At 66.6% G+C, this 24,334-nt stretch carries 15 protein-coding genes and 1 other RNA gene; 8 read left to right on the top strand and 8 right to left on the bottom strand.

The window, feature by feature from the left end:
• Window positions 1-8 precede the first annotated feature (8 nt).
• The 3 genes from ACCQ16_RS10720 to ACCQ16_RS10710 are packed head-to-tail and all read right to left on the bottom strand — an operon-like array spanning window position 9 to window position 4,966.
• The gene (locus tag ACCQ16_RS10720; protein ID WP_506175335.1) at window positions 9-3,086 is read right to left on the bottom strand and encodes a sensor histidine kinase; all 3,078 of its coding nucleotides are present in this window, start codon (window positions 3,084-3,086) and stop codon (window positions 9-11) included.
• On the bottom strand, window positions 3,083-3,697 hold the full coding sequence (locus ACCQ16_RS10715; RefSeq protein ID WP_228735616.1) for a response regulator transcription factor: 615 nt from the start codon (window positions 3,695-3,697) through the stop codon (window positions 3,083-3,085). The genes ACCQ16_RS10720 and ACCQ16_RS10715 overlap by 4 nt, the downstream gene beginning before the upstream one ends.
• 60 nt (window positions 3,698-3,757) lie before the next feature.
• Window positions 3,758-4,966: a cytochrome P450 gene (locus tag ACCQ16_RS10710; RefSeq protein ID WP_277572759.1), complete on the bottom strand. Its 1,209-nt coding sequence runs from the start codon at window positions 4,964-4,966 to the stop codon at window positions 3,758-3,760.
• Between the two features lie 609 nt (window positions 4,967-5,575).
• On the opposite strand from ACCQ16_RS10710, the gene ACCQ16_RS10705 reads away from it, so the two are divergent.
• The 8 genes from ACCQ16_RS10705 to ACCQ16_RS10670 all read left to right on the top strand — a co-directional run bounded on the left by ACCQ16_RS10705 (window position 5,576) and on the right by ACCQ16_RS10670 (window position 14,930).
• Window positions 5,576-7,156: a GMC family oxidoreductase gene (locus ACCQ16_RS10705; RefSeq protein WP_277572760.1), complete on the top strand. Its 1,581-nt coding sequence runs from the start codon at window positions 5,576-5,578 to the stop codon at window positions 7,154-7,156.
• Window positions 7,157-7,203: 47 nt separating this feature from the next.
• A complete protein-coding gene (locus tag ACCQ16_RS10700) occupies window positions 7,204-8,031 on the top strand; it encodes an alpha/beta fold hydrolase (RefSeq protein ID WP_277572761.1) in 828 nt (275 codons plus the stop codon).
• Between the two features lie 400 nt (window positions 8,032-8,431).
• On the top strand, window positions 8,432-9,211 hold the full coding sequence (locus ACCQ16_RS10695) for a response regulator (RefSeq protein WP_008575747.1): 780 nt from the start codon (window positions 8,432-8,434) through the stop codon (window positions 9,209-9,211).
• On the top strand, window positions 9,208-10,200 hold the full coding sequence (locus ACCQ16_RS10690) for a cytochrome-c peroxidase (RefSeq protein WP_277572762.1): 993 nt from the start codon (window positions 9,208-9,210) through the stop codon (window positions 10,198-10,200). Before ACCQ16_RS10695 ends, ACCQ16_RS10690 begins: the two co-directional genes overlap by 4 nt.
• A gap of 23 nt (window positions 10,201-10,223) precedes the next feature.
• On the top strand, window positions 10,224-12,653 hold the full coding sequence (locus ACCQ16_RS10685) for a two-component system VirA-like sensor kinase (protein ID WP_277572796.1): 2,430 nt from the start codon (window positions 10,224-10,226) through the stop codon (window positions 12,651-12,653).
• 113 nt (window positions 12,654-12,766) lie between these two features.
• Window positions 12,767-13,750, top strand: coding sequence for a LysR family transcriptional regulator (locus ACCQ16_RS10680; RefSeq protein WP_277572763.1), 984 nt, complete (start codon window positions 12,767-12,769; stop codon window positions 13,748-13,750).
• Window positions 13,751-13,758: 8 nt separating this feature from the next.
• Entirely contained in the window at window positions 13,759-14,787 is a 1,029-nt protein-coding gene (tssA, locus tag ACCQ16_RS10675; RefSeq protein WP_372380352.1) for a type VI secretion system protein TssA, read from the top strand.
• 58 nt (window positions 14,788-14,845) lie between these two features.
• A non-coding RNA gene (locus ACCQ16_RS10670) (sX9 sRNA) lies at window positions 14,846-14,930 on the top strand.
• 25 nt (window positions 14,931-14,955) lie between these two features.
• On the opposite strand, the gene ACCQ16_RS10665 is transcribed toward ACCQ16_RS10670, so the two are convergent.
• From ACCQ16_RS10665 to icmH, 5 genes are read right to left on the bottom strand one after another with little or no spacing between them, the layout of a single operon-like run.
• Entirely contained in the window at window positions 14,956-15,282 is a 327-nt protein-coding gene (locus ACCQ16_RS10665; protein WP_277572765.1) for a hypothetical protein, read from the bottom strand.
• Entirely contained in the window at window positions 15,279-18,899 is a 3,621-nt protein-coding gene (locus ACCQ16_RS10660) for a protein kinase domain-containing protein (protein WP_372380338.1), read from the bottom strand. Before ACCQ16_RS10660 ends, ACCQ16_RS10665 begins: the two co-directional genes overlap by 4 nt.
• Window positions 18,896-19,558, bottom strand: coding sequence for a type VI secretion system-associated protein TagF (tagF, locus tag ACCQ16_RS10655; RefSeq protein WP_057681774.1), 663 nt, complete (start codon window positions 19,556-19,558; stop codon window positions 18,896-18,898). The genes ACCQ16_RS10660 and tagF overlap by 4 nt, the downstream gene beginning before the upstream one ends.
• On the bottom strand, window positions 19,555-23,013 hold the full coding sequence (gene tssM / locus ACCQ16_RS10650) for a type VI secretion system membrane subunit TssM (protein WP_372380337.1): 3,459 nt from the start codon (window positions 23,011-23,013) through the stop codon (window positions 19,555-19,557). The genes tagF and tssM overlap by 4 nt, the downstream gene beginning before the upstream one ends.
• Window positions 23,014-23,016: 3 nt before the next feature.
• A complete protein-coding gene (gene icmH, locus ACCQ16_RS10645; RefSeq protein ID WP_277572769.1) occupies window positions 23,017-24,333 on the bottom strand; it encodes a type IVB secretion system protein IcmH/DotU in 1,317 nt (438 codons plus the stop codon).
• Window position 24,334 lies beyond the last annotated feature (1 nt).

Raw genomic sequence — 24,334 nt, 5'->3', positions numbered from 1 at the left:
AGCCCGATTCACGTCGGGTCCTCCTGATGCATGCCAAGGAGCTTGCGCCAGTTCCAGCGCCGTCTTCGGGCGTCTTTATACGCCCAGCTGCCAGGCAGCTGCAATTGCACGGTGCTCCCAACACCCGGTTTGCTCGAAATGCTGAGATTGCCGCGCACCCTGGCGGCACGCTCGCGCAAGCCTTTCAGGCCCCAGTGCCCATCCTTGACTCCCGATAGATCGAAGCCAGATCCATCGTCGCTGACGCGTATCTCAAGTTGCCGGCGCCCGAAAACGGTGACGACCTGCACGCGGGTGGCACGCGCATGGCGGAAGGCATTGGCCATCGCTTCGCTGCCGATATGGAAGGCTTCATCCAGAACCAGCGGATCCAGTGCGCGTCGGCTGCCCTCCACCGAGGCCTGGAAGGCCACGCCATAATCGCGCGCCAGTTCGCTTCCGGACATCGCCAATGCATCCGGCAGGTCCATGCAGACCGAAGTGCGCAATTCGGCCACCTTGTCGCGACCATCGGCCAGAATTCTGTCCGCGCGATCCAACGCATCTTCCATCAGTTCGCGTGCGCGCTCTCCGTCCGGTATCCGTTCGGCAGCCGATTGGAATCTCAGCATCAGCCCTTGCACGCCCTGCAGAAACGTTTCGTGCAAATCGCGTGCGATGCGCTCGCGTTCCAACAATCGCGCCTCACTTCGCCATTGTAGCTTTGCCTTGACCTGGCGCATGCGCAGGAAAAACAGCACCCATAGGGCGCAGGCGATCGCTGCAATGCACAGGGCCAGGAAGGTGCGTGACTGCACGAAGGTGGGCGGAACGACAAAGTCCACGCTTGCGCCAGCGTTGTTCCAAACCCCCGATTCGTTTGCTGCAACAACCTCGAAACGATAGTTCCCGGGGCGCAGACCGGTGAAAAAGACCTCGCGCCTGGTGCCTACGTCTTCCCAGCCCATGGCCGATCCTTTTAGGCGATAGCGGAACTGCACGCGTTCGGGCATGGTGAAACTGGGTGCGGTATAGGCGAGCTGAATCACCCGCGGCTTGGTAGGCAGCGCTATCAGTGAGCGACTCTGTCCTTCGATACTGGTGCGCTGGCCATCCACCGTGATGGATTTTAGGTAGACGTTGGGCGTCACCATATTGCGTGGCAGTGGCCCCGGCGCAAGCGTAACCACGCCGCTGGAGGTCGTGAACCACAACCGTCCATCAGTACTTTCGATGGCAGTTGGCCATGTGCTCAGGAGCTGTACGGCACCTGGAAAGCCATCGTTGTGGTCGAACAGCCTGGACCTTGCCAGATGTGCCGGGTTTGCCACGATATTGCGAACTTCATTTGCATCGATGAAGACCGCGCCATCGCTGGTGTTCAACCACAGTTCCCCCCCTGCCCGCTGGATGAGCCCGGCGATGCTGCCGAACCGAAGTCCTTCGCTGTTGAGTACCGAGTGAAACCGCTTGCCATCGAAACGAGCGAGGCCTTTTTCGCCGCCGATCCAGACATCGCGACCCGACACGGCCATGACCTGCACCGGGCCTGTCGCCAACCCATCCGCAGCGCTGTATACCCTAACTTGGTCGCCATCGACGACCGCCAGGCGATTGTGCACATAGCCAAGCCAGAGCCGCCCAGCTGCATCCACGGTCATCGATGTCGCCGGCTCGCGCGGCAACGCGGCCAACCCGCCCCACAACATCCAGCGATTGTCGACGACCCGGTACACGCCTCCCCGGATCACCGACACCCAGAGCGTGCCATCCTTCTGGCTGGCAATCGCCTGGATGCCGCTGGCTTTGTGTGTGTGCTGGGGACGCCATTCGACAAGTCCCTTGCTGCTGCTGCGATAAATGGAACTGTGGCGTCCACCCAGCCATAAGGTGCCGTTGTGATCCCGGTGCAGGGCTGAAAAGTTCTCATGGGACGATGGCAGCGATTCTTGCCTTAATCCGTCCCGTAATCGGTGCAGTCCATGGTCCGAATCACTGACCCAGATCGAGCCATCTCCCGCTGCAGTCAATGCCGCGCCGCGTGAAGCGCGCTCAAGCCCAACTCGCAAGAAGGCAGAGCTACGAAATCGCGATAACCCACCATCAGAGATTACCCAGGCGTTGCCTTCGCGGTCCTGCATGAGCGCGATCGGCGTCTCGCCCAACAGACGGATGGGGGCAGTGACATCTTTGCTCGCCGGGGTGCTCTGTGTTGCCGTGCGGTCTTGCCGGAGCAGTGGAATCCGCTTGAGGCCATTGGAGGACGCATGCCAAAGCATGCGATCGCGGTCGATCATCAATACCAGCAGCTCAGCGGCAGACTCTGGAAAGTTCTGCCAGGTCATTGCCAATGCGTTTCCGACCTGTGGGGCTTTCAGTTCACTGAGCCCTAATCGATGCTGCGCCAACCAGACCTGCCCATCCGGCGATTTCAGCAAGTAACTCCATTTGGTATGGTTCGCCTGCCTCAGGCCAAGTTCGAAGTGACGCTCTCCACGCCGGCGAAAGTACAGCGAATCGTCCGTATAAGCCCACAGCGTGCCCGCGCCGTCGAGTTCCAGCTGGTTGACTTGCACCGGCGGAAACTGCCAGGCCGTTTCCGCCTGCGTCCACCGCCCGCCTTCTAACCGGAACAAGCCGCGTGAGGTCCCGATCCACATGCGGCCGCCATCCTCGGCAAAGCTCATCGCCGTGTTAGGTGGCAAGCCATCCTGAGTGGAATAGTGCTGCGATGTTCCATCCTCACCGATGAAGCTGGCGCCGCCGAACAGATAGCCGACCCACAAGCCCCCCGCTGGCCTTGCCCACAGTGCATAGATTTGCGATGTCGGCAAAGGAACGCCGGCAACCTGCCGGACGCGTTCGAACTTGACCCCATCGAATCGGAACAAGCCTCCACTGGCGACAACCCAGATATAGCCATCGCGCGTCTGGGTCATGGCGATCATGCCGCTCGGCGCGCCGGTCTGGACCGTCCAGTGCATCTGGTGCAACTGGAAAAGCGGGACCTCCGCCAGCTGTGCGAATGCCGGCAGACATGCGCACAGCGTCAGGGCCCACCCCAGCACAAGCCGAAATGCCAACGCTGGTGCACGAGACACGCTCACGCCGCGCGTGCGCCAAGCCGGCGTGGACGAGGTGGAACCCGTGCGTTGTGACGGTCGGGAGGCACGGGAGGGTGGCAAGCATCGCCTGATAGGCCCAGCAGATCGGCAATGCGCACCAGCTCGGCAAACGAACGCGCACCCATTTTATCCATGACACGCTTGCGATGGATCTGCAGTGTCGCCTCGCTGATGCCCATGGCTGCGGCAGCCTGCTTATTGAGCAGGCCATCGGTGACCAGCTGTAATGCTTGCCGCTCGCGCGGCGTCAATGCTGCGTAGCGCGCCATTGCGTCCGCGAACCTGGTCGCCGTCGCCACGATCCACTCGTCGAGCTGCGCATCGATGCCATCGAGATCGTCCGATCGCAACAACACACAGGGGGCGTGTGCGCCATCCCCCATCACCAGCATGGCCGGCTTGACTGCTGCATCGCGCCGGGCGGCCACCTCACCGCACGATAGCGGAAGTCCTGGTGTTTGCCAGCGGCTGGCATCGACCAGGACGAACATGATCGGAGGAGGCTGTTGCATGCGGATGGGTCCCGTTGGAACGCCTACTACCGTAACTGCGCGTCCCCACCCCCACAATGCTCTCAAGTCCAGCAGCTGCATTGCACCTTAGGGTAATAGCCGAGCATCGGATCGGCAGTGAGTGCTTCGCTGCGCGATGCGTCAACCCGTCCGGGCACTGCCCCAGCTGACGCGGAAGTCTTGCGCCGTCCGAATGCCGAACCCACCCTGGACCACGACCGGATTGCCGTCGAGTCGCATGTCCGGTAGCCGTTGCGCCATTGCAGCCAGGCCTTCCTCAAGCTCGATCATGGCCAATGCCTCACCGAGACAGCGATGGACACCACCGCCGAATACGAGTTGGCGCTTGGGAGCGTCAGTGCGATGAATGTCAAAGTGCTCCGGTTCCGCATACAGCGCCGGGTCGCGTAGCGCCGATAGCGTGGACAAAGACAGGATCTTTCCTGCAGGCACCAAGGTGTCATCCAGCACGATGTCCTCTAACGTGATACGCGGCACCGATGCCACCGCCGGCTGATAACGCAGGCATTCGCGTACTGCCGCCGGAATCAATGCTGAGTCGCGGCAGACCGCTTGCCACTGCTCCGGATGCTGCAGTAAGAGCGAGGTCTGGATTGCAAGTGCACTGCGCGTGGTGTCGCTCCCGGCGAGCAGGATGGACATCAATTGCGCCACGACTTCGGTCTGGGAGAGCTGCCCGGATGCATCGCTGGCAGCAATGTAGCTGGTGATGAAGTCCTCGCGTGGGTGACGCCGACGGTGGGCGATCAAGCCCCGCACATAGGCATCGAGCTCGCCTGAAGCTTGCTGTAGCTCGGGGACTTCGTCAGGGGTAAAGGTGGAATTGAACGCGCGTGACAAGCTGTAAACGCAACGGGTGAAGGCCGGGATATCCGTCTCGGGCAATCCCAGGATGTGGCAAATGACACGCGCAGGAAGCCAGCTTGCGAAGTCGCCGATGACGTCCATTGCACCCGCGTCGTAGCGCGCATCGATCAGTTGTTCGGCAACGCGACGCGCGTAGGGGCGTACGTCCTGGACGAAGCGCGACGCAAATGCCTGAACGAGCGGTAGGCGCCGGTTACGATGTGCCGTTCCATTGCTCAGCACCATGGTGTGCTTCAGGAACTCGAGCAAAGGACCATCGGTGACACCGCGCGCGGTGGCGATCTCGGTTTCCATCTGCCTGGTTCGCGGGTCGACGAGCAGCTGCTGCACATCCTGCGCACGTATCGCGACATAGAGTCCGTCGTCGCGCTGCAGGACGGGCGTCAGCGGACGCAAGCGTGCGAATACGATCTGAGTATTGGCCTGCAGTTCGGCGCTCGTACATTTCAGAGGTTGCTGCATGATCATCTCGTGTGGGGGGATGCGAGGGAATCCACTTCGATTGGACAGTGCTGCATGCACCGTCGGTAAGAGCCAGAGGGATACCAGCGGCGAACGCGTGTCGACCTGGGAACGACGCGAGCACTGAGACAGCCTGTAGGGCTGTGCGACAAGGCGGGCCGCCCGTGCGCCTCTTTTCCGATGGCAGCGGCATTGCAGCGGACGCGCATGGTAGTGCGCACGCAAAGGATGTCGCATCGCCCGGAAGTCGCGCGGTCGATTTACCCCTTTGGAGTAACGCGCGCTATACCGTACGCCTCGCGCTTCATACGATGAATATCGAATATCGCTCGGCACGCGCAGTGCAGATACTGCTGCGGCCGACCTGCCGTGGTGCGCTTGCAGTATCCGAAGCGGCATCGACATGCGACGTGATGCCGCGCCTTTGTGCCTTGGCCGTGCTGCCGCCATCAAGCGTCCTTGATCGCTCTAGCGCAGGAATTGCCTGGCGCATGCGCCGAGTCGACAGGATCGCGCCGTGCTGGCTTGCGCCATGCATGCATCCCCCACCCTTTTCGGAAGCGCAAAGGCACTGCGTTGCCGCTTCTCTACCGGATTCAAGAGATGCCAATGATTTTCGATCCAATCCGATTGACGGCCGATACACCGCAACTGACACGTCATTACGACTTCATCGTCTGCGGCGCAGGCCCCGCCGGCAGCGCTCTCGCCGCGCGGCTGGCAGAAAATCCGCAGGTCGAGGTTCTGCTGCTCGAAGCTGGCGGCAGCGATGAGGTTCCGGAGGTGATGACCCCGACCCAATGGCCGCTCAATCTTGGCTCCGAGCGCGATTGGCAATTCGTTGCCGAGCCCAATCCGCATCTGAACGATCGCGCGATTCCGCTCAACATGGGCAAGGTGGCGGGCGGTGGTTCGGCCATCAACGTGATGGTGTGGGCACGCGGCCACCAGGCGGATTGGGACAGCTTTGCGCAGGAGGCCGGCGACGAGGGCTGGAGCTATCGCTCGGTGCTGGATGTCTACCGCCGCATCGAAGACTGGCAGGGCATTGCCGATCCGCTGCGACGCGGGAGCGGTGGCCCGGTCCATGTCGAAACCGCACGCGATCCGCATCCGGTTGCCAGCGCCATGGTCGAGGCCGCCGCATCGACCGGCCTGCCGACGTTCGATAGTCCCAATGGCGAGATGATGGAAGGCCGCGGCGGCGTCGCCTTGACCGAACTGATCGTCAAGGACGGCAGCCGCGCGTCGATCTTTCGCGCTTACGTGTGGCCCAAGCGCCACCAGCCGAACCTGACCGTGCTGCTGCAGACGCAGGTGAGCCGACTGCTGTTCGACGGCCACTCGGTGGTGGGCGTGGAAGCGATCGTTGGCGATCGTCGCCAACGGTTCATGGCCGACCGCGAGGTGGTGGTGTCGCTGGGCGCGATCAATACACCCAAGCTGCTGATGCAGTCCGGGCTCGGCCCCGAATCGGAACTGCGTCCCCATGGCATCCACGTCGTCCAGCATTTGCCGGGCGTTGGCCGCAACCATCAGGACCATGTGGCCTTCGGCTGCATCTTCGAATCCAGGGCGCCGATCGCTGCGCAGTATGGCGGCTCGGAAGCCACGCTCTATTGGAAGACCGACCCGGCGTTGCAGCTACCGGACGTGTTCCACTGCCAGCTGGAATTTCCGGTGGCTACGCCCGAAACCGCGCACATGGGCGTGCCGGACCACGGCTGGATGGTGTTCGCCGGACTGTCGCATCCCAAGAGCCGCGGCAGCTTGCACCTGACCGGTAGCGATCCGGGCGCGCCGCTGCGCATCCACGCCAACACGCTCTCCCACCCCGACGATCTACGGGCGGCGCGTGCCAGCGTTGCCATTGCCCGGGAGCTTGCCCATGCACCGGCGTTCGACGCATTACTGAAGCGCGAAGCGATGCCCGGGCCGCTCTCGGGTGCGGAGATGGACCAATACCTGCGCAACTCCGCCATCACCTTCTGGCACCAGGGGTGCACGGCGCGAATGGGCCGCGATGCCCTCTCCGTCGTCGATGGCCAACTGCGCGTGCACGGCATCGACCGCCTGCGCATCGCCGATGCCTCGATCCTGCCCAATGTCACCAGCGGCAACACGATGGCCCCGTGCGTGGTCATCGGTGAACGCGCCGCCGACATCATCAAAGCGGCCCATCGCCTCTGAGCCGTCTGACGCGTTTACCCACGCTCGTTCAACCAAGGAGATCCACCATGCGCTTTCCGTTCCCGTTACTGCTGACAGCCACCATGGCTGCCGCCACCATGAGTGCTGCCCAGGGCGCTGCCCCCACTGAAGCGCTGCCGGCCGATGCTGCACGCAATGTCGTGTTGGTGCACGGCGCCTTCGCCGATGGCTCCGGTTGGCGCAACGTCTACGAGCGCTTGGTCAAGCGCGGCTATCGCGTGACCATCGTGCAGAACCCGCTCACCTCGCTGGCCGACGACGTCGCCGCCACCCGGCGCGCGCTTGATCAGCAAGACGGCCCAACGGTCCTGGTGGGACACTCCTGGGGCGGCACGGTGATCAGCGAAGCCGGCGTGCACGACAAGGTCATCGGCCTGGTCTACGTCTCTGCACTCGCGCCCGATGCCGGCGAGACCACCGCACAGCTGTACCAGGGCTTCGCACCAACGCCGGAGTTCGTGATCGACACCCGGCCCGACGGCTTCGGCTTCGTGCGCCCGGCCAACTTCAAGGCCGGCTTCGCCAATGATGTGAGCGATGCCGACGCCGCATTCATGGCCGCGTCGCAGGTGCCGATCAAGATGTCCGCATTCGGCGAGCGGCTGCACCATGCGGCCTGGAAGAGCAAACCGAGCTGGGCCGTGATCGCCACCGAGGACAAGGCGTTCGACCAGGCGATGCTGCTGCACATGGCCAAGCGCATCGGTGCGGACGTCACCACAGTGCCGGGAAGCCACGCGCTGTTCATCACGCAGGCGCAGACCGTGTCCGAGGTGATCGACCGCGCAGCGCGTGGTGCTGCGACAAAAGCCAAGTCGACCTCCAAAGCCAAGAGCAGCGCCAAGACAGGCTGACGCCAAGGTCGATAGCGAACGGGACCGTCGCCGACCATCGGCGACGGCCACCCGCTACAGAAGCAGACTCGACAATGCGGTTCATTCGAAAACCTCGTGGTCGGATCGGGCTGGCGATGGGATCGGCCCCTCGCCCATGTCGTCGCAGAGCGAGTGGCTGGTCACAAGATCGAAGAAAAGTCGTCATCGACCACGGCACGGAGCGTGACCACCCGCTTGTCGACGTGGCAAGCCGACACAAAAACACCCTAGCATCGTGCGTGAAGATGCTGTCCCCGCGACGGCGTATCGTGGCACGCCGCGCATGGACGCACTTCCCCAACGCGGTCGATTCGGTCACCCCAGCCGGTCGACACTCGGAATCTGTCCGCGAACGCGGTCATGCCGGGATAGAGAGTCGATGATCAAGCTGCATTCCAACTCCCCCTCCTCCTCTGACGTATCCGTTGCACGTCCCGCACCCGCCGCCAAGGTGCTGGTGGTGGACGACGACCAGGCGATGGCACACGTCGTCATGGGCCACATCCGCTCCCACGGCATGGAAGCCTTTGTCGCCACCAGCAGCAGCGAGGTTGCCGAGGCCTTGCGTCGGCGCGAACCGGATATCCTGCTACTGGACCTGATGCTCAAGCACGAAGACGGTCTGGACTTGTTGCGCGCCTTGCGCAAGGAATCCGACATTCCGGTGATCATCATGACCGGCCATCGCCGCGACGAAATCGATCGCGTGGTAGGGCTTGAGCTGGGCGCCGACGACTACCTGCCCAAGCCGTTCGGGCTGCATGAACTGACCGCACGGATCCGCGCCGTGCTGCGTCGCCATATCGCCTCCAAGGTGGCGGTGGCGCGTGACGCGGGCGAAGGCCGGGTGCGCTTCGCTGCCTGGGAATTCGATTTGCAGGCCCGCACGGTGGCGCGCGCGGGTACGCCCGCCATTCCGCTGACCAAGGGCGAATACGCGCTGTTGCGCGCCTTTGTCGATGCGCCTGGACGAGCGCTGAGCCGAGAGCACCTGATGCGTGCCACGCGTCTGCATGAGGACGTGTTCGATCGCAGTATCGACGTGCAGATCCTGCGCCTGCGACGCAAGCTGGAACAGGATCCGCGCGAGCCGACGCTGATCGTGACCCAGCGCGGCGCCGGTTATGTCTTCACGCCGCCGGTCGAGCACGCTCGATGACACAGCCGCCGGCGCGAGCCAGGCCAGACCATCGCAAATGGCGTTGGTCGCCGGCGCCGATCCTTAACGTCGCGCTCGCTTCTGCAGCGTTACTCGTCATGCCGCTCGTGCCGGCAGCTGAAATTGCAGCCCCGTCGGTGCGCACAGGCGAGCCCATCCACGCCATCCAGCCAGCGACCGGCCTGGATAGCCGCAAGGTCGCACTCGGCGCGCTGCTGTTCAATGATCGCCGGCTGTCGGGCGACAATCGCGTTGCCTGCACCTCATGTCATCACCTGGCCAGCAACGGTGCTGCCGCCGATGCGATGACCCGAATGCCCGGGCGCGCGACGCCAGCGTTCAACACACCGACCGTCTTCAATGCCACCGCAAATTTTCGCCTGGGCTGGCGCGGCAATTTCCGCAGCCCGGAAGCGCAAACGGCGTCGTTGCTGGAAAACCCCAGCGTCATGCGCGCCGATATCGCGACGGTGGTAGGACGACTGCAACAAGACACGGTGCTCAATCAGCGCTTTCGCGCGGCCTATGGCAGGCCACCGGATCGGGCCGCGCTGTTCGATGCCATCGCCGCCTACGAACGCTCACTGGTCACGCCGGGCAGTCGCTTCGATCTCTGGCTGCAAGGCAGCGACACTGCGCTCAGCGCACAGGAGTTGCGCGGCTACACCACCTTCAAATCGATCGGCTGCATCTCCTGCCACCAGGGCGTCAACGTGGGCGGCAACCTGTTCCAGCGCAGCGGCATCTTCGCTCCCGCCGCACGGCATGGCACCCCGATCCTGCGGGTTCCCAGCCTGCGCAATGTCGCGACCACCGCGCCCTACTTCCACGACGGCAGCGCGACCACCCTGCCCCAGGCAATCAAGGCCATGGGTACGGCGCAACTGGGCGTCACACTGAGCCCGGCGGATGTGGCCGACATTGCCGCATTCCTGCAGACATTGACCGGCAAGCACCAGGGCCGGCAGTTGACGGCGCCGGCGCCGTGAGGTGGGCGACGATCTTCAGCGCCGTGCTGCTGGCGGGGCTGATCTTCTTCAGCCTGTGCATGGCGGCGCTGGATCGCGACACGCAGCGTTACGGTCATGCGTTGGACGCACTGGACGCGCTGGACATGGTCGATACCAATCTGGACAACGACGTGCTGAAGGCACGCATTGGCCTGTTGCGCGACTACGATTCGCTGGTGAGCGGCGATGCCCGCGCACGCGACATCTTGCAGCACTTGCGCCACCTGGCCGATCACGACCCTGCGTTGTTCCGGGCGATCGCGGCGCTGGACGCCGACTACAACGAGAAATCGCTGCAGCGGGAACTGTTCAAATCGCAGAACTCGCTGCTGTCCAATTCGCTGGCCTACTTCTGGAGCGAGAGCAGCGCGCAGATCCGGCAAGGCGAAGATCCCGCTGAGGCGCGCGCAGCGAGCATGCTGGCGAGCGCGGTACAACGCCTGAGCCTGGACACGACCGGCGATGCAGTGGCACTGGCACGCCGACGCCTGGACGAAGCGGCACAACGCACAACAAGCGCGCCACTGCTCCCGCATGGACGCATGCTGTTGAAGCTGCTGCCGGAGACAGACACCACCATCCGCCGCATGCGTCCGATCGCTTCGCTGGCCTCGTATGGACAGCTCAAGACGTATCTGCAACAGCAGCATGCCAGCCAGCAGGCCACTGCACGCCAGGTTCGCTTCCTGTTGCTGGCATTGGCCGTCGTCATGTTGGGCGCCTTGCTGTACCTGGGCAAGCTGCTGCGGCAACGCGCGCGGGTGTTGCGTCGACGCGCGGAATTCGATCGCTTGATGGTCGCGGTGTCGCGCCGCCTGGTGGCCAACGATCGCCATCAGTTGGACGCCGGCATCGAGGCCGGACTGGTGCGGTTGGCGAAGTGGGCCAAGCTGCCAAGCGCTCGCCTGGGTCTGGTCCCGGTCGGCAGCGACGCGCGGATCTGGCCCGATCCGCAGGACGACACCTTCCGCGCGATGCTTGCCGCGATGGCGTCCACCCAACCGATCGCCGCCAGCGATGTGCTGGTCGTCGACGCCAACGGCACCGTCGCCGTGTTGGGCAGGCCCGAACGCGTGCGCGACGCGCAGTGGCTGTGCCTGCGGCAACACGCAGACGCCGGGACGGTTGCGCTGCTGTGCTTGCGGCTGCCGCCACGCGCCCCGCGCCGCGATCGCGGCCTGGCGACAGTGGCCGAACTGTTGCCGCAGCTGCATATCGCGCTCGACACCCTGTTCGATGCGCTGGAGCGGCGACGACTCGAAGACGAAGCGCTGGCGCTGGAACATCGCCTGGAACTGGCCCGACGGATGGAAACGCTGGGGACCATGGCCAGCGGTATCTCGCACAACTTCAACAACATCGTCGGCGCGATCCGCGGTAATGCCGAGATCGCACTGTCCAAACTGGACCCGCACTCGCCGGCCTCGGAGCACCTGCTCGAGATCAGCCAGACCACCGCCCACGCCTACGATCTGATCGAATCCATCCTCAGCTTCGGCCGCGTGCAGAACTACAACGTGCAGCCGGTCGAATTGAACGCCTTGCTGCAGGGCGCGGTCTCGCTGCTGTCGGTCTCGCTGCCCTCGACGGCGGCCATCGACCTGCAGCAGGAGCAGGAGCCGCTGCACGCGTTGGGCAATCCGGCGCAACTGCAGCAGATCATTCTGAATCTGGCCAGCAACGCCGCGCAGGCGATGGACATGCGCGGCACGGTCACGATCCAACTGTCCGCCGGAAAAGGCACTGCAACCGACGGCACGCCCCGGCGCATCGCGCAATTGCGTGTGAGCGATCACGGCATCGGCATCCCGCCCGACCAACTGGATCGCATCTTCGATCTGTTCTTCACTACCCGCAGCGGCGGCACCGGGTTGGGGTTGGCAACGGTTCGCAAGATCATCGATAACCACGACGGGCGGATCGACGTGGACAGCGCACTCGGTGTCGGCACGACCTTCGTGGTCGAGCTGCCGCTGCGCACGGGCATCACAGCCGCGCCCCAGGCCGCTCCCCTGCCGAAGACGCGCTCGCGCCATGCGAGCTTGCTGTTGTTGTGCGACGACGCGGCCGAGCTCGACCGTCTGGAAGAAATGCTGGCCGCACTCGGGCACGAACCGGTCGGCATGTTGGAGCTGCCGGCCGCCGTCGCGATGGCGGCTGCCAATCCGGCGCGCTTCGATGGCGTGTTGCTCAAACGCGATCGCGCCGGCGATGCCGAACAGGCCATCGGCGCGCTGCACGCCGCGGCACCCACGCTGCCGCTGATCCTCGCCACACGTGCGAGCCTGGCGACACGCAAGGGTTTGGGCGGCGCCATCGCCGAGATCATTGCGCAGCCGTTCGATCTTGGCGCGCTGGCCATGGCGCTGGAACGTGCACTGGGTCGCACGCTAGAAGTTACAACGCAGGATGAAGGCACCCCTGCTCTGTGACAAATGAAACACAGTCGCTGCGGATCGACACCGGAACGTAGCGCGGGCTGCCTAGCGTAGCGGATGCCCAGGCGCAGCAGACCGCCTGCATTCCACTACGAGCGATCCACGACATGAATATCCGACCAAGCGACTTACCTCTTCTGGTGTCCCTCGACGCATTGCTCGAGCTGAAGAACGTCACCCACGCAGCGCAGCGATTGCACATGAGCCAACCGGCACTGTCTTCGCAACTGGCACGGTTGCGCGTGCTGTTCAAGGATCCCTTGCTGATGCCCTCGGACACCGGGCGCGGCATGGTGGCCACGCCGCGTGCGGATCAACTGGCATCGCCACTGCGCGAAGCCATCGGCAAACTGAGTCTGCTCGGCAAGGACAGTGCGTTCGATCCGTCGACGTCTTCGGCGAGTTTCCGCATTGCCGCCGCCGCCGATGCGATCGGCACGCTGGGTGCGGGGTTGGCGGGATCGATCCAGGCCCAGGGCAATCCGAAGATGCGCCTGGAGTTCGTGCAGATCGGTGCCGACACCAGCCTGGACGCCTTCGAAAGCGGCGAGCTGGATCTGCTGATCGATCATGCGCAGGCAGTTCCTTCCGCGCTGCGTCTGCGCCGCCTGCGCGACGAACGTTACGTGCTGGTGCAGCGCCGTGGCCATCCGCGCGGTACCGCAGCGCTGAGCGCGGCAAGTTACAGCCGGCTGTCGCATGTGCAGGTGGCACACGCACAGGCCTGCAACCTCGCCATCGACGCGCAACTGCAGCAGTTGGGCCACACCCGCCAGATCGCGGTGACCGTGTCGCAGTGCGCGACCGCGCGCGACATCGTGCTCGGCACCGACATGGTCGCCACGGTGCCGGCCACGCTGGCAGCGGAGAGCGGGCATGCACCGCTGGACTGTTTCGACCTGCCCTTCCCGCTGCCGGACATGGCGCTGGCAATGGCCTGGCACCGCCGCAACGATGGCCATGCCGCGCATCGCTGGTTGCGCGAGCGCGTGCTGGAACTGCTGGTTCCAGCAGCGCCCGCCGCGCCGGTAGCGCCGCCGGCAGCGCGACGCACCGCCGGCCGTGGCGACCTCATGCTGTCCGTCTCGTGAGCGGCGCCATGCAGATCGACAGCGAACAGCTACTGCAGCCGGTGGACGCACAGGCGCCGTCCGGTCCGAACCTGGAATACACCCCGGAGTTCCAGAGCCTGGAAGAACTGGCGCGCCCGCGTCAGGAACGCGCACTGGGCGCGGGCGTGCTGGTGCCCGAGGCGCCGGAATGGCGTCAGGTCGCCGACAGCGCCGAGCACTTGTTGCTGCGCTCCAAGGACTTGCGGCTGGGCATCTTGCTGAGCATTGCCCGCCTGCACCAGGACGGGCTGGTGGGCTGGTCCAGCGGCGTCAGCCTGCTCCGGCAACTGCTGGAGCGGTTCTGGGACGACGTCCATCCTGGTCTGGATGCCGATGAGGACAACGACCCGACCGAACGCGTCAACGCCATCGCGGCGCTGGCCGACAGCGAGCGCACGCTGACGCAGCTGCGCAACGTCCGCCTGTTCAAGGGACTGCATCCTGGGCATTTTTCGCTGCGCGATCTGCGCATCGTGCAGGGCACGCTCAAGCGCGCTGCGGACGACCCCAGCGAAGCGCCAGAGCCGGCCGCCATCGATGCCTGCCTGCGCGACTGTCCGCTGGAGGTGCTGCTGGAGCTGGATGCGGCCCTGGCCGCTGCGCAGGACGATATCGCCGCCATTGCCGGCGTATTCGCCGAGCGCACCCCCGGATACGGCCCGGAGCTGGCGCCGTTGACGCACGAGCTGGGCCAGTTGCGCGCGTTCCTGCGGCCTTATGTCGCCGAGCGTTCCGGCTCCACGGCCGACCCGACCGAGCATGCAGCATCCGGCACCGATGATGCCAATGCATCTGCACCGCGGGCGCACGCCGTGGAGCATCCGGACGACGTTCGCCGCATGCTCGATCAGCTGTGCGATTACTACGCGCGGCGCGAGCCTTCCAGCCCGGTGCCGTTGTTGTTGCGGCGCGCGCAACGGCTGGTCGGCCTGGATTTTGCCGCGCTGATGCGCGACCTGGCGCCACGCGGGATCGACGAGCTGCAGGTGGTGTCGGGCCAGGACCATTCCGATTAGCGGCTGACAGAACCACCGCACCGCCGCCGGGCGGGCGTGGACGACGCTCTGGATCCTGATGCAGTACGTCTGCACTGTGGTTTTTGTGCGCCATCCACGCTCGCCTGGCGGCTGCTCGCGGCTGTCGGTCAAACGCGCTAGCCGCGTTGCCGGCCTGCATGGCGGGCGTCACAACGTAGAAAGGCCATGCCAGTACACCCAGGCCGCGCCCAGCAGCATCACCGCCGCCCATAAGCGCAGTTTCCACGAGCGCAACGCCGCCTGCAGGGCGTTCGGCGGCTGGCGATCGCGCCGTACCGTCACGATTGGGGTCGGCAAGTTGCGCGGCGCCGCGACACGCCGGCGGCGCTCGGTCGGTTGGCCTGCCGAGCGCACGATCGATTGCAGCAATTGCAGGCGCCGCCACCGATACTCGGCCGGATCCAGGCGGCGCTCCGCCTGTGCCGCGTTCAAGTCCTGCAGGACCAGGTTGGCCCGGGTTTCCCAGTCGTTCATTCCAGCTCTCTCACCAGGCGTGCACCGATCCCGCGCGCAGCCTCGCCGTCGGAGCTCACCGCACCGGGGCCGATACAGGCAGCCGCACCGCGCTGGCTGCCGCGCACGGCCACGCCCTCGCCGTCCTGGACCCACTCGGCGATGCCGCCGGCCATGTCGAGCAGCCCCCAGCTGTTGGAGACGGTCGCTGTGCAGGCGCGCTCGCCGGCGCGTGCCGCACGCAGCCACTCGGCATCGCGCGGCAGTCGGTATTTGCGGCCGCTGACACTGCTCAGCCAGGCGGCGTAATCGCCGATCAGCGCAAAGCGCACCTCGTCCACCGGCGCCGACCTGCGTGTCCAGCGCGAGACGCTGCAGCGCTTGGTGTCGGCGCAGAACAACGCGAAGTCGGCCACGCTGATTTCCCGCCGCATCATCGCCAGCGCACGCCCGGGCTTGGGCAGCACCACCAGCTCAGGACCACGGCCGTGCTTGCCGAGCTCGTCGCTGCAGAGGGCCGTACCGCCAGGCGGTGCCGAGACACGGCAGGGATCTTCCGGCTTCGTCGGCGGTGCAGGCGCAGCCGCCACCGGCTCGAGCTTCGGCAGCAGTGTTGCGGTATAGGACGCGCGTTGCCGGCCCGCCTTGGCGACATCGCTCTGGAAGGCGCGGAAGCCGTCGGCGTCCTGCGCTTGCAGCGCCATCCTGCGCTCGCGCAGACGCTGCAGCACTGCCGGCGCAGGCAGTGCGGTGCCGAGCTGTTCCAGCTCCAGCGCAAACTGGTAACGCGCCAACGCCTGACGCAGGCGCGGCGCGTCCTGTGCGTCCAGTCCCTGCCCAACGACGGCGCTGGCGTCTTTCCAGCGTCCCTCGCGGCAAAGCCCGCGTGCCAGCCCCAGATAGGCATCGGTCAGCCGCTGCGCGCCTTCGCTGCGCAGAAACGGATGCTCCGGGCTGCTGGCCGCGATCTGCGCAAGTTGATTCTTCACCTTAACGACGTCATTGGCGGCCGCTGCGGTACGCACCGACTCGATGCGCGTGGCGATCTGCGCGGCACGCTGGGCCTGCGCATCGTCCACCAGCGGCGCCGGCGGGACAGATGGCGCGACAGACGCGGTGACGGTTGCCGCGTCGAGCTCGTGTGCGCATTCCTGCAGCAGCGTGGAATGCGGGAACACGCGGCGCCCGGTCGCGAGCCAGCGGCGTGCTTCATCAACGCGACCTGCGCTGAGCGCATCGGCGCATCCACGCCGGTAGCGCAATTCGAGTTCGGCATGCCGCAGCAGGCCGCTGTCCGGTGCCAGGCGGCGCACGCGGTCGAGCAGCGCGACCACGTTGCCGGGTTGATCCTCGAACAGGGCACCGGCGTCGATTGCGCCGGTCAACGCGGTGTCCAGACCATTGAGCAGGCGATCGCGCTCCTGCTCCATGGCACTGCGACGCGCATCCAGGCGTGGCGAAAACAGCTTCCACTGGTCGCGCAGGATCAAAATACGCTGCGCGCCCACATAGTCTTCGCGGCCGCGTGCCGGCTGCCAATAGTGATCCAGCCGCCTCAGCAGGAAGGCCTCGATGGTGCTGCTGCGGTCCAGGATCAAGCGCCGGCGGTCGTCCTCTCCCAGCGCCCACAATGCCGCCCGTGCATGCGCCTCGTGCACGAACCGGTTCGGCGCTTGTGGCGAGAAGCGCTCGAGCACCCCGGCCACCTTCTCCCGCTGCGCATGCACCTGCAGCCACACCGCCGCACCGGCGCCGCCGGCCAGCAACAGCACGCCCGCCAGCAGGTACGGCAACACACGCTCGCTGCGGCTACGTGGGCGCAGTTGCTCCAGCAAGACCGTCATCGTCGGCCGTGCCGCGGCCGCGAACGCCAGGCTGCTGCGCATTGCGCGATTCTGCCGGCGGCTCAGCGTCGACAACGGCGCCACGCGCAGCTGCTGCGCCTGCGCCTGCGTCGCCGATTGCTTGCCGAACGGGTGGCGGCCGGACAGCAGTTCATACACCACGCAGCCGAACGCGTAGACGTCGTCGGCGAACGCCGGCTCGTCGCCGCGCAACATTTCCAGGCTGGCGTAGGCAGGTGTCAGTGCGCCCAGCGTCGCGGCGTCGAACAGCGTGTGGTCATCGCCGGATTCGGCGCCGGCCAGTTTCGCGGCACGGGCGATACCGAAGTCGAACACCTTGGCCACGTTTCCTGCGCCGACCATGACGTTGCCCGGCTTGAAATCCGAATGCACGATGCCGGCCGCATGCGCGCGTTGCAGGGCGCGCCCCATGCCTTCGATCAGCGGCCATGCCTCGGCCAGCGGCATGCCCTCGCCCAGCCGGCTGCGGATCAGCCCGCGCAGGTCGTCGCCCTCGATGTACTCCATCGTCATGAATACGATGGCGCCGTCCTTGTCGAAGTCGTACACGCGCACGATATGGTCGTGGGCCAGGCTCTGCGCGCGACGCGATTCGCGCTGCAGTGCGATCAGCGAATCCGGATGACGGCGAAAATCGTCGTTGAGCACTTTCACCGCGATATAGGGATGGCGGTCACGTGCCTCCACCTTGCGTTCGTCGCGCGCCAGGTAAACCACGCCCATGCCGCCACGGCCGATTTCGCGCACCAGCAGAAAGCGTGCCTTCAGCAGCATGCCCACGCCCACCTGGGACTCGCGCTGCAATTGCGCGACCCGCCGCCAGCTCGATGCGCCGGCACTGTCATCGCTGTGCGTTGGCGGGTTGACCCGGGTCGCCGCGTCCGCCGACGCCTGCGCGGCGCGCTGCTGGGTCAGCGGTGCGATGCGGGTGACATCGTCATCCACAGCCGGCGGCTGTGGTGGCGTATCGGCAAGGTCGCGGGCCGGTCGTACGCGGGTACGGTCGTCGTCCGGCGGCGAGGTGCGGCCGGTCGTGTCGTGATCGCGGGTGGTCATGGCAGAGCATTCCGTGGGGCCAGGCGCAGCCACGGCCGAGACGTTGTCGCGCCCGGCACGGCCGAGCGCGGTATCGAACAGGCGCGCCACCAGCGCAGCGGGCTGCTGCTCGCGCCGGCAGTGGGCGGCGATCTCATCGTCGCTGAGTTCCTTGTTGATGCCATCCGAGCACAGCAGGTAGTGCTGCCCCGGCCGGCGCGCGCGCACCATCCAGTCCACGTACAGCGCATCGTCGGCGCCGATCGCGCGGGTGAGCGCACCGCCGGCCGGCTGCGTTCGTCCCACCTGCGTCAACTCGTCCTTGTCGCCGGCCACGTGGTCGCGGGTCAGCAACTGCAGCCGGCCTTCTTCGAACGCATAAGCACGGCTGTCGCCCACCCAGCCGCACATCAGCAGGTCGTGGTCGTGCACCAGCACCACCACGGTGCTGGCGATCACGTCCACCCGCCGCGCGCGCGCCAAGGCACGCAGTTGCTGGTTGACCTGGCTCAGCCGCGCATCGATGGCGTCGACGAAGCTGGCCAGGTCACCGTCGCGCCGCAACGCGCCCAGTGCATCGACGACCATGCGACTGGCGAGATCGCCGGCACTGTGGCCACCCAGCCCATCGGCCACTGCCCACAGACCGAGATCGTCGCGCAGCAGGATCGCATCCTCGTTCTGGCGCCTGACATTGCCTTGCTCGGTACGCCCGGCGGACACGTAACAGGCGCTCATTGCATGTGCTCTGCAACGCATGCGTTCGCTGTTTGCAATGCGCCAAGCAGGACGTGTGCATGGCAGGCCGCAGGCCAGCCGGCGAACTGCATCCAGGCACCCGGCGCAGATCCTGTCATGGCCGTCCACCACAGGCTGCTGCCAGCGGTGATTGCGCCAGCAGGCGACGGCGGCGACGGCGGCGACGCCGACATGGTTGTCTCGTCGTGCGCCTGCTGTGCGAGTGTCACGCAGACGCGGTCCAACCAGGCACCGTCCTGCTGTCGCTCTGCCCCGATGTTGCACAACACTGTGTCGGCAGCATCCAGCCACGTTGGCAAATGCAGATAGGTCGGCATGACCGCAGCCGTCGTGCCATCGGCATCGCCTGCAGGCAGCGGTGCGGCGATGACCAGGGGAAAGGCGCGGCCGACCCGATCGACGCTGGCACGCATCGCCCCGGCCCATGCGGCCGTCCCAGCCAGGCCCGGCAGCAGCACGAAGCGCCACACCGGTGCCTGGCCCTCAGGCGCCCTGCTCACTGCCCCGGCGGCAGACAGCACGCCTTGCATCGCCGCGTGCCATGGGTCGACAAAGCTCTCCGGCAAGCGCCGATGCACGAAATCGCCAACCGCGGGCAGCTTGCCGTAGAAGCCCGGCGGGCGTTGCATGGCGCTCATGGGCAACTGAACCGCTGCACGGCCGACGCCGCAAAGGGATGCCGCAGGCTCGCCGGCTGGACGTCCATCCGTACCGTGGCGCTGGCCAGGGCGAGGCTGGCGGTGTAGTCCAGATCGCCGCTGCGGCGCAGCCGCCCGGCCTGCAGCGCCCGAAACCAGGCCCAGGGACCGCGGTATTCGAGCACCGGCAAGGCCTGCCCGCTGGCGTCCCACGCCGCGACACGCACCAGGCCCGGATTGGGTCCGGGCCAGGTCATCGACTGGCTGGCACGCGCGCCCTCGCGCACGTCCAGGGTTTGCCCATCCACCTCCAGTTGCAGCCGGCTGATTGACGCCTGCAGTGGGATCGAGACAGTGAAGGCGACCTGCGGCTGCGCGCCGCCGCCCGCGAAGAACGCTTGCTTGATCTCGTCGGCCAGTTGCGCGCGCTCCAGCACGTCGTCTGCACCGACCGCCGCCATGCCCGGATTCCATTGCCAGCGGCGCCCGCTGGTATCGACCTTGCCGAGCAAGGATTGCTGCGCAAAGCGGTCCATGCGCCCGCCGGGTCCGAACAGTTCGGCGAAGTCGCGCAACGGGATGTCGTTGCGGCTGCCCGGCACGAACGGAAAGCGCCCGCTCACCAGCAGCGCGCACTCGCGTCCGGCCGTCTGCCGCTGCGCGTTGCGTAGCGCCTCGCCGGCGCTGCTGGCAGTCAATGCGCGGCCGCGGCCGGATAGGGTCGCCATCCAGTTTCCCAGCGGCGGCGGCAATTGTTCGGCCTGTTGCGCGGCGATCAGCAACGCCGGATCGTTCTGGTCGGCGGCAACGCCGGCAGCAGCGCCCAACAGCGTACGGCTCATCTGGGTCAGCGCGGCCAGGGTTTCGTCCAGCGCGCTGGCGCCCGGGCCGCCATCGAGCAAGCGGTTGAGCGGCTCGAAATGGCGTTCGATCGGGTCGGCCGCCACATCGGGCTCGGCCGCGGCGGTGGCCTCTCCACCCGCTGCAGCACTCGCACCGCCCTTGGCCGGTGGCGTGCGCCCCAGTGCGTGGGTGTGTTCGCGCAGCAGCACCAGCAAGGCCTTCAACGGCGATGCCGGCCCGCCCAGCTTGGCGGCCACCGCACTCGCCTGCCCGGTCTGGGCGACCGGCCGCAGCACCAGGTCGGCCAGCAGGCTGTCCCAGGCAGCGATGTAATCGCGCTGATACAGCGCCAATACCTGGCGCTCCAGCTGCGAACGCGCCAGCGGGTCCAGCGGTGCCGTGCCCAGTACCCAATCGTCGGCGAGGAACTGCTGCACACCACGCGCGATGCCGCCACCGGTCTGTGCCTGGAACGCCTGGCGGGTAAACAGCGGCGGCAATGGCGCAGACAACGGCAGGCCACTGCGGCGTTCGAAGACATCGCCCAACAGGCCCAGGCGGCGATCCAGACGTGGCGCCTGGCCGGCATCGACGCCGGGTTGCGTCAGCTTGAGGCCACCGTAGACCAATGCCGGCAGTTCGGCGGTTCGCAGGCTCGCCCGTGTCTGCTCGATCTGCTGCCGATCCAGCGCGAGCGCGCGGGCACCGTCCACCGGACCCAGCAGGGCGCGCAGATGCCGGTTCAATCCCGCACGCACCGACGCATCGTCGGGAAATATCTGCCGCCAGACCGTGCCTGCCAGCGTGGCCAGATGCAGGACGTCGCGGCGCGCCGGGTCGCCCAGCATCAGGTAGCCCTTCAGCAGCGGATACAAGCGTTGCGGATCGTTGCTGGCCTGCTCCAGCTTGCGTCGCAGCGATTGCGCCAATGCCGGCAGCAACGCGCCATTGAGGTCGCGCAGATAGGCGTCCTGCACATCGCGCGCCAAAGCGCTGCCCTGGTGCAGACCGAAGCGTCGCGACCACGGGATCGACTGACCCGGTGGCAGTGCCACATCGCGCGCGCGCGCCAGCGCGTCGAAACGCTGCAAGGCCTTGGCATAGAAGGCGGCCTCGCCGGCATCGGCAGGCAGCGCGCCGGCAGGATAGGCGTCGAGCGCATCGCGCACCTGCCCGATCAGTTGCACGTTGCGGGCGTAACTGCCGGCCATGCCCGACAGCACGCCCAGGGTGGTGGCGGTCAACACGGCCCAGCAAGCCAGCTGCAGCAACCGACGGCGCTGCGCGCTGCCGGGTTGGCTGCCGGCCAGGCCCGCCTCGGCGAAGACGACGTCGTTTAGCAAGCGTGGCAGGAAGTAACTGCGTGGCGCGCTGATGGCCGGCGGCAGGCCGGCAGCGGCGACGCCGAAGTGTCGCGCCACTGCCGAGATGACGCGGTCGATCGGATGGCCTTGCTGCGTCCCCGAACTCAGATAGACACCACGCAGCCACGGCTGGCCGGCATAGCCATGGCGACCGAACGCGGTCTGCACGAACGCCATCAACGCCGGCTGCAGCAGCCACAGTTGCTGTGGGAAGGACAGCACCGCGGCACGCTCGCGCGCATCGCGCGCCCGATGCAAGCGCTCCAGCACACGGTGATCGACCCGCTCCAGCAGGCGTTCGAGTTCGGCGGGAAACAGCGTCAGCGGATCGGTCTCAGCGGCGGCCTGCGCCTGTGGGAACGACACTCCCCACACCTGCGCGCGGCCGGCGGCATCCAGATCGGCGAAGAACTCGGCAAAGCCCGACACCAGGTCGCATTTGGTCACGACCAGGTAGACCGGCACGCGGGCGCGCAGTTTGTCGACCAGTTCGTCCAGCCGATGACGCACCGCGCGCGCATGCGACAGACCGGCATCGCCATCGAGCTCCAGCAACTCGGCCACGCTCACGGTCACGATCACGCCATTCAACGGCTGCCGTCGATGCCGCCGCAGCAGATCCAGAAAGCCGTGCCAGGCACCGGCATCGGCGATGGCGTCCGAATCCTGGGTGGTATAGCGCCCGGCGCTGTCGAGGAACACCGCCTGGTCGGCGAACCACCAATCGCAGTTGCGCGTACCGCCAACGCCTTCCAGCGCAGCGTGGTTGCCATGTTCCTTGAGTGGAAACTCCAGGCCCGAAGACTGCAGCAAGGTGCTCTTGCCGGATCCGGGTGCGCCGATCAGCAGATACCAGGGCAGCACGTGCAGGCCGGGACCGTTGCGACGGCGTCGCCGCAGCACCGCCATCGCCTCGGCGAAACGCGCACGCAGGCGGACCTGTTCCTGCGCTGCACGTGCGCGGCTGTCGTTGCCGCTGGCGTCCTCGGCACTTGCGCCCTGCCCGACCAGTTCGCCGGCCATGCGCTGCTGCCTGGCGTTGTCGCGGCGCCAGCGCAGATAGCGCCACCCCGCCCACACCAGCAGCAGCACGGCCACGGCCAGCAGGCGCCCGCTCACGCTGGCCAGCGGCTGCAAGCGGCCCAGGCTGAGATAGGGTCCGCCGACCCAGACGAGCATGGCCAACAGCGCGAGGACGGCAGCACTGGCGACGTGGCGGGTGCGCAGGAAATCGAGCACAAATCGCATGGGTCAGGTCTCGGGAATCAACAGGATTTCGACGCGTCGATTGCGCGCACGGTTGCCGGGCAGCTGCGGCGGTAACGCAATGGGCTGGGAATCGCCCGCGCCGCTGGTCTGGACGCGGCGCGGGTCGCGCAAGCCGGCCGCCAACACGGCGCCCACGCTCTGGGCGCGACGCGCCGACAAGGCGAAGTTGTCCTTGAAGCGCAGCGAGCGCACCGGTTGGTCGTCGGTATGTCCCACCACCACCACCCGCCCCGGCACCTGTTTCAGCGCCGCAGCAACGCGTTCGAGCAGGCGGGTCTGATCGGCATCCAACTCCGCGCTCCCGCTGGGGAACATGGACGCACTGGCCAGGCGCACGGTGCTGCGACCATCGCCCTCGGTCTGGACGGTCAGCCATCCTGCGCGTTGCTCGGCGGCCAGCAGCGGTGCAAGCGCTGCGCTGGTTGCGGGTGTGGCCGCCGCCGGGATCGGCAACGTCACCCGCTCCAGGCCGATGCGCGCCAGCTGCGCGCTGATCGGCGCGGTCAGCGCATTGAGGCGCGCATGCAACCACACGAACGCCAGCAGCACGATGCACAACGAGGCCAGCGTCGCGATCCACAGCGGCGTGGCCGCCGTATTGCGCAGCAACGGTGCCTGCGCGCCTTGCCAGTTGGGCGACAGCTCGGCGGGCGCCGGCAGGCGCTGGCGCTGGATGAGTTGGTACAGCTCGGCCTGGCGATCGGCCAGCCGCGCGCGCCCGCCCTGTTCCACCCGATAGCGACCGCCAAAGCCGAGCGCCAAGGCCAGATACAGCAGCTCCAGCAGGTCCAGGTGCCGCGCCGGATCGCGCGCCAGCCGATCGAGCAGGTCGAAGACCTTGGCGCCGCCATAGGTCTCGCCGTGGAAGGTCACCAGCAAGGTGCGCTGCGACCAGCCGCTGCCCTCGCCCCACGGCGCGGCCAGCACGGCTTCGTCCAGCAGCGTGCACAGCACATAGCGCGCGGCGATGCCGGTCTTGTCGTCGATGCCCTGTTGCCGCAGCTCCTGCTCGAAGCGCTGCAGGCGCGTGCTGCAGTGTTCGCGCAAGGTGGCGATGTCCGGCGTCTGCGTGGAGTGTCGCAACTGCACCGCCAGCAACAGCAGCGGCGTGGCGGCGCGCACCACCGCATTGCCCTGCATCGCGCCCGGCGCCGCACGCATGGCGGCATCCAGGTCGGGCGGTGGCACGGTGCGCGTCGTCGCCTGGCGAGCCGGCGTGGCGGCAGCGGGCCGCGGCGCCGGCGTCGCGCTGCGGACCACGGTGGCATCGTCGTCGTGTTGGTCGACCGTATTGCTCATC

Origin of the sequence: Xanthomonas sp. NCPPB 1062 (genome assembly GCF_041481705.2) — a bacterium.
Classification (GTDB): domain Bacteria; phylum Pseudomonadota; class Gammaproteobacteria; order Xanthomonadales; family Xanthomonadaceae; genus Xanthomonas; species Xanthomonas euvesicatoria.
Note: the sequence above shows the minus strand (reverse complement) of the source record. Positions and strands in the feature narration are given on the sequence as shown.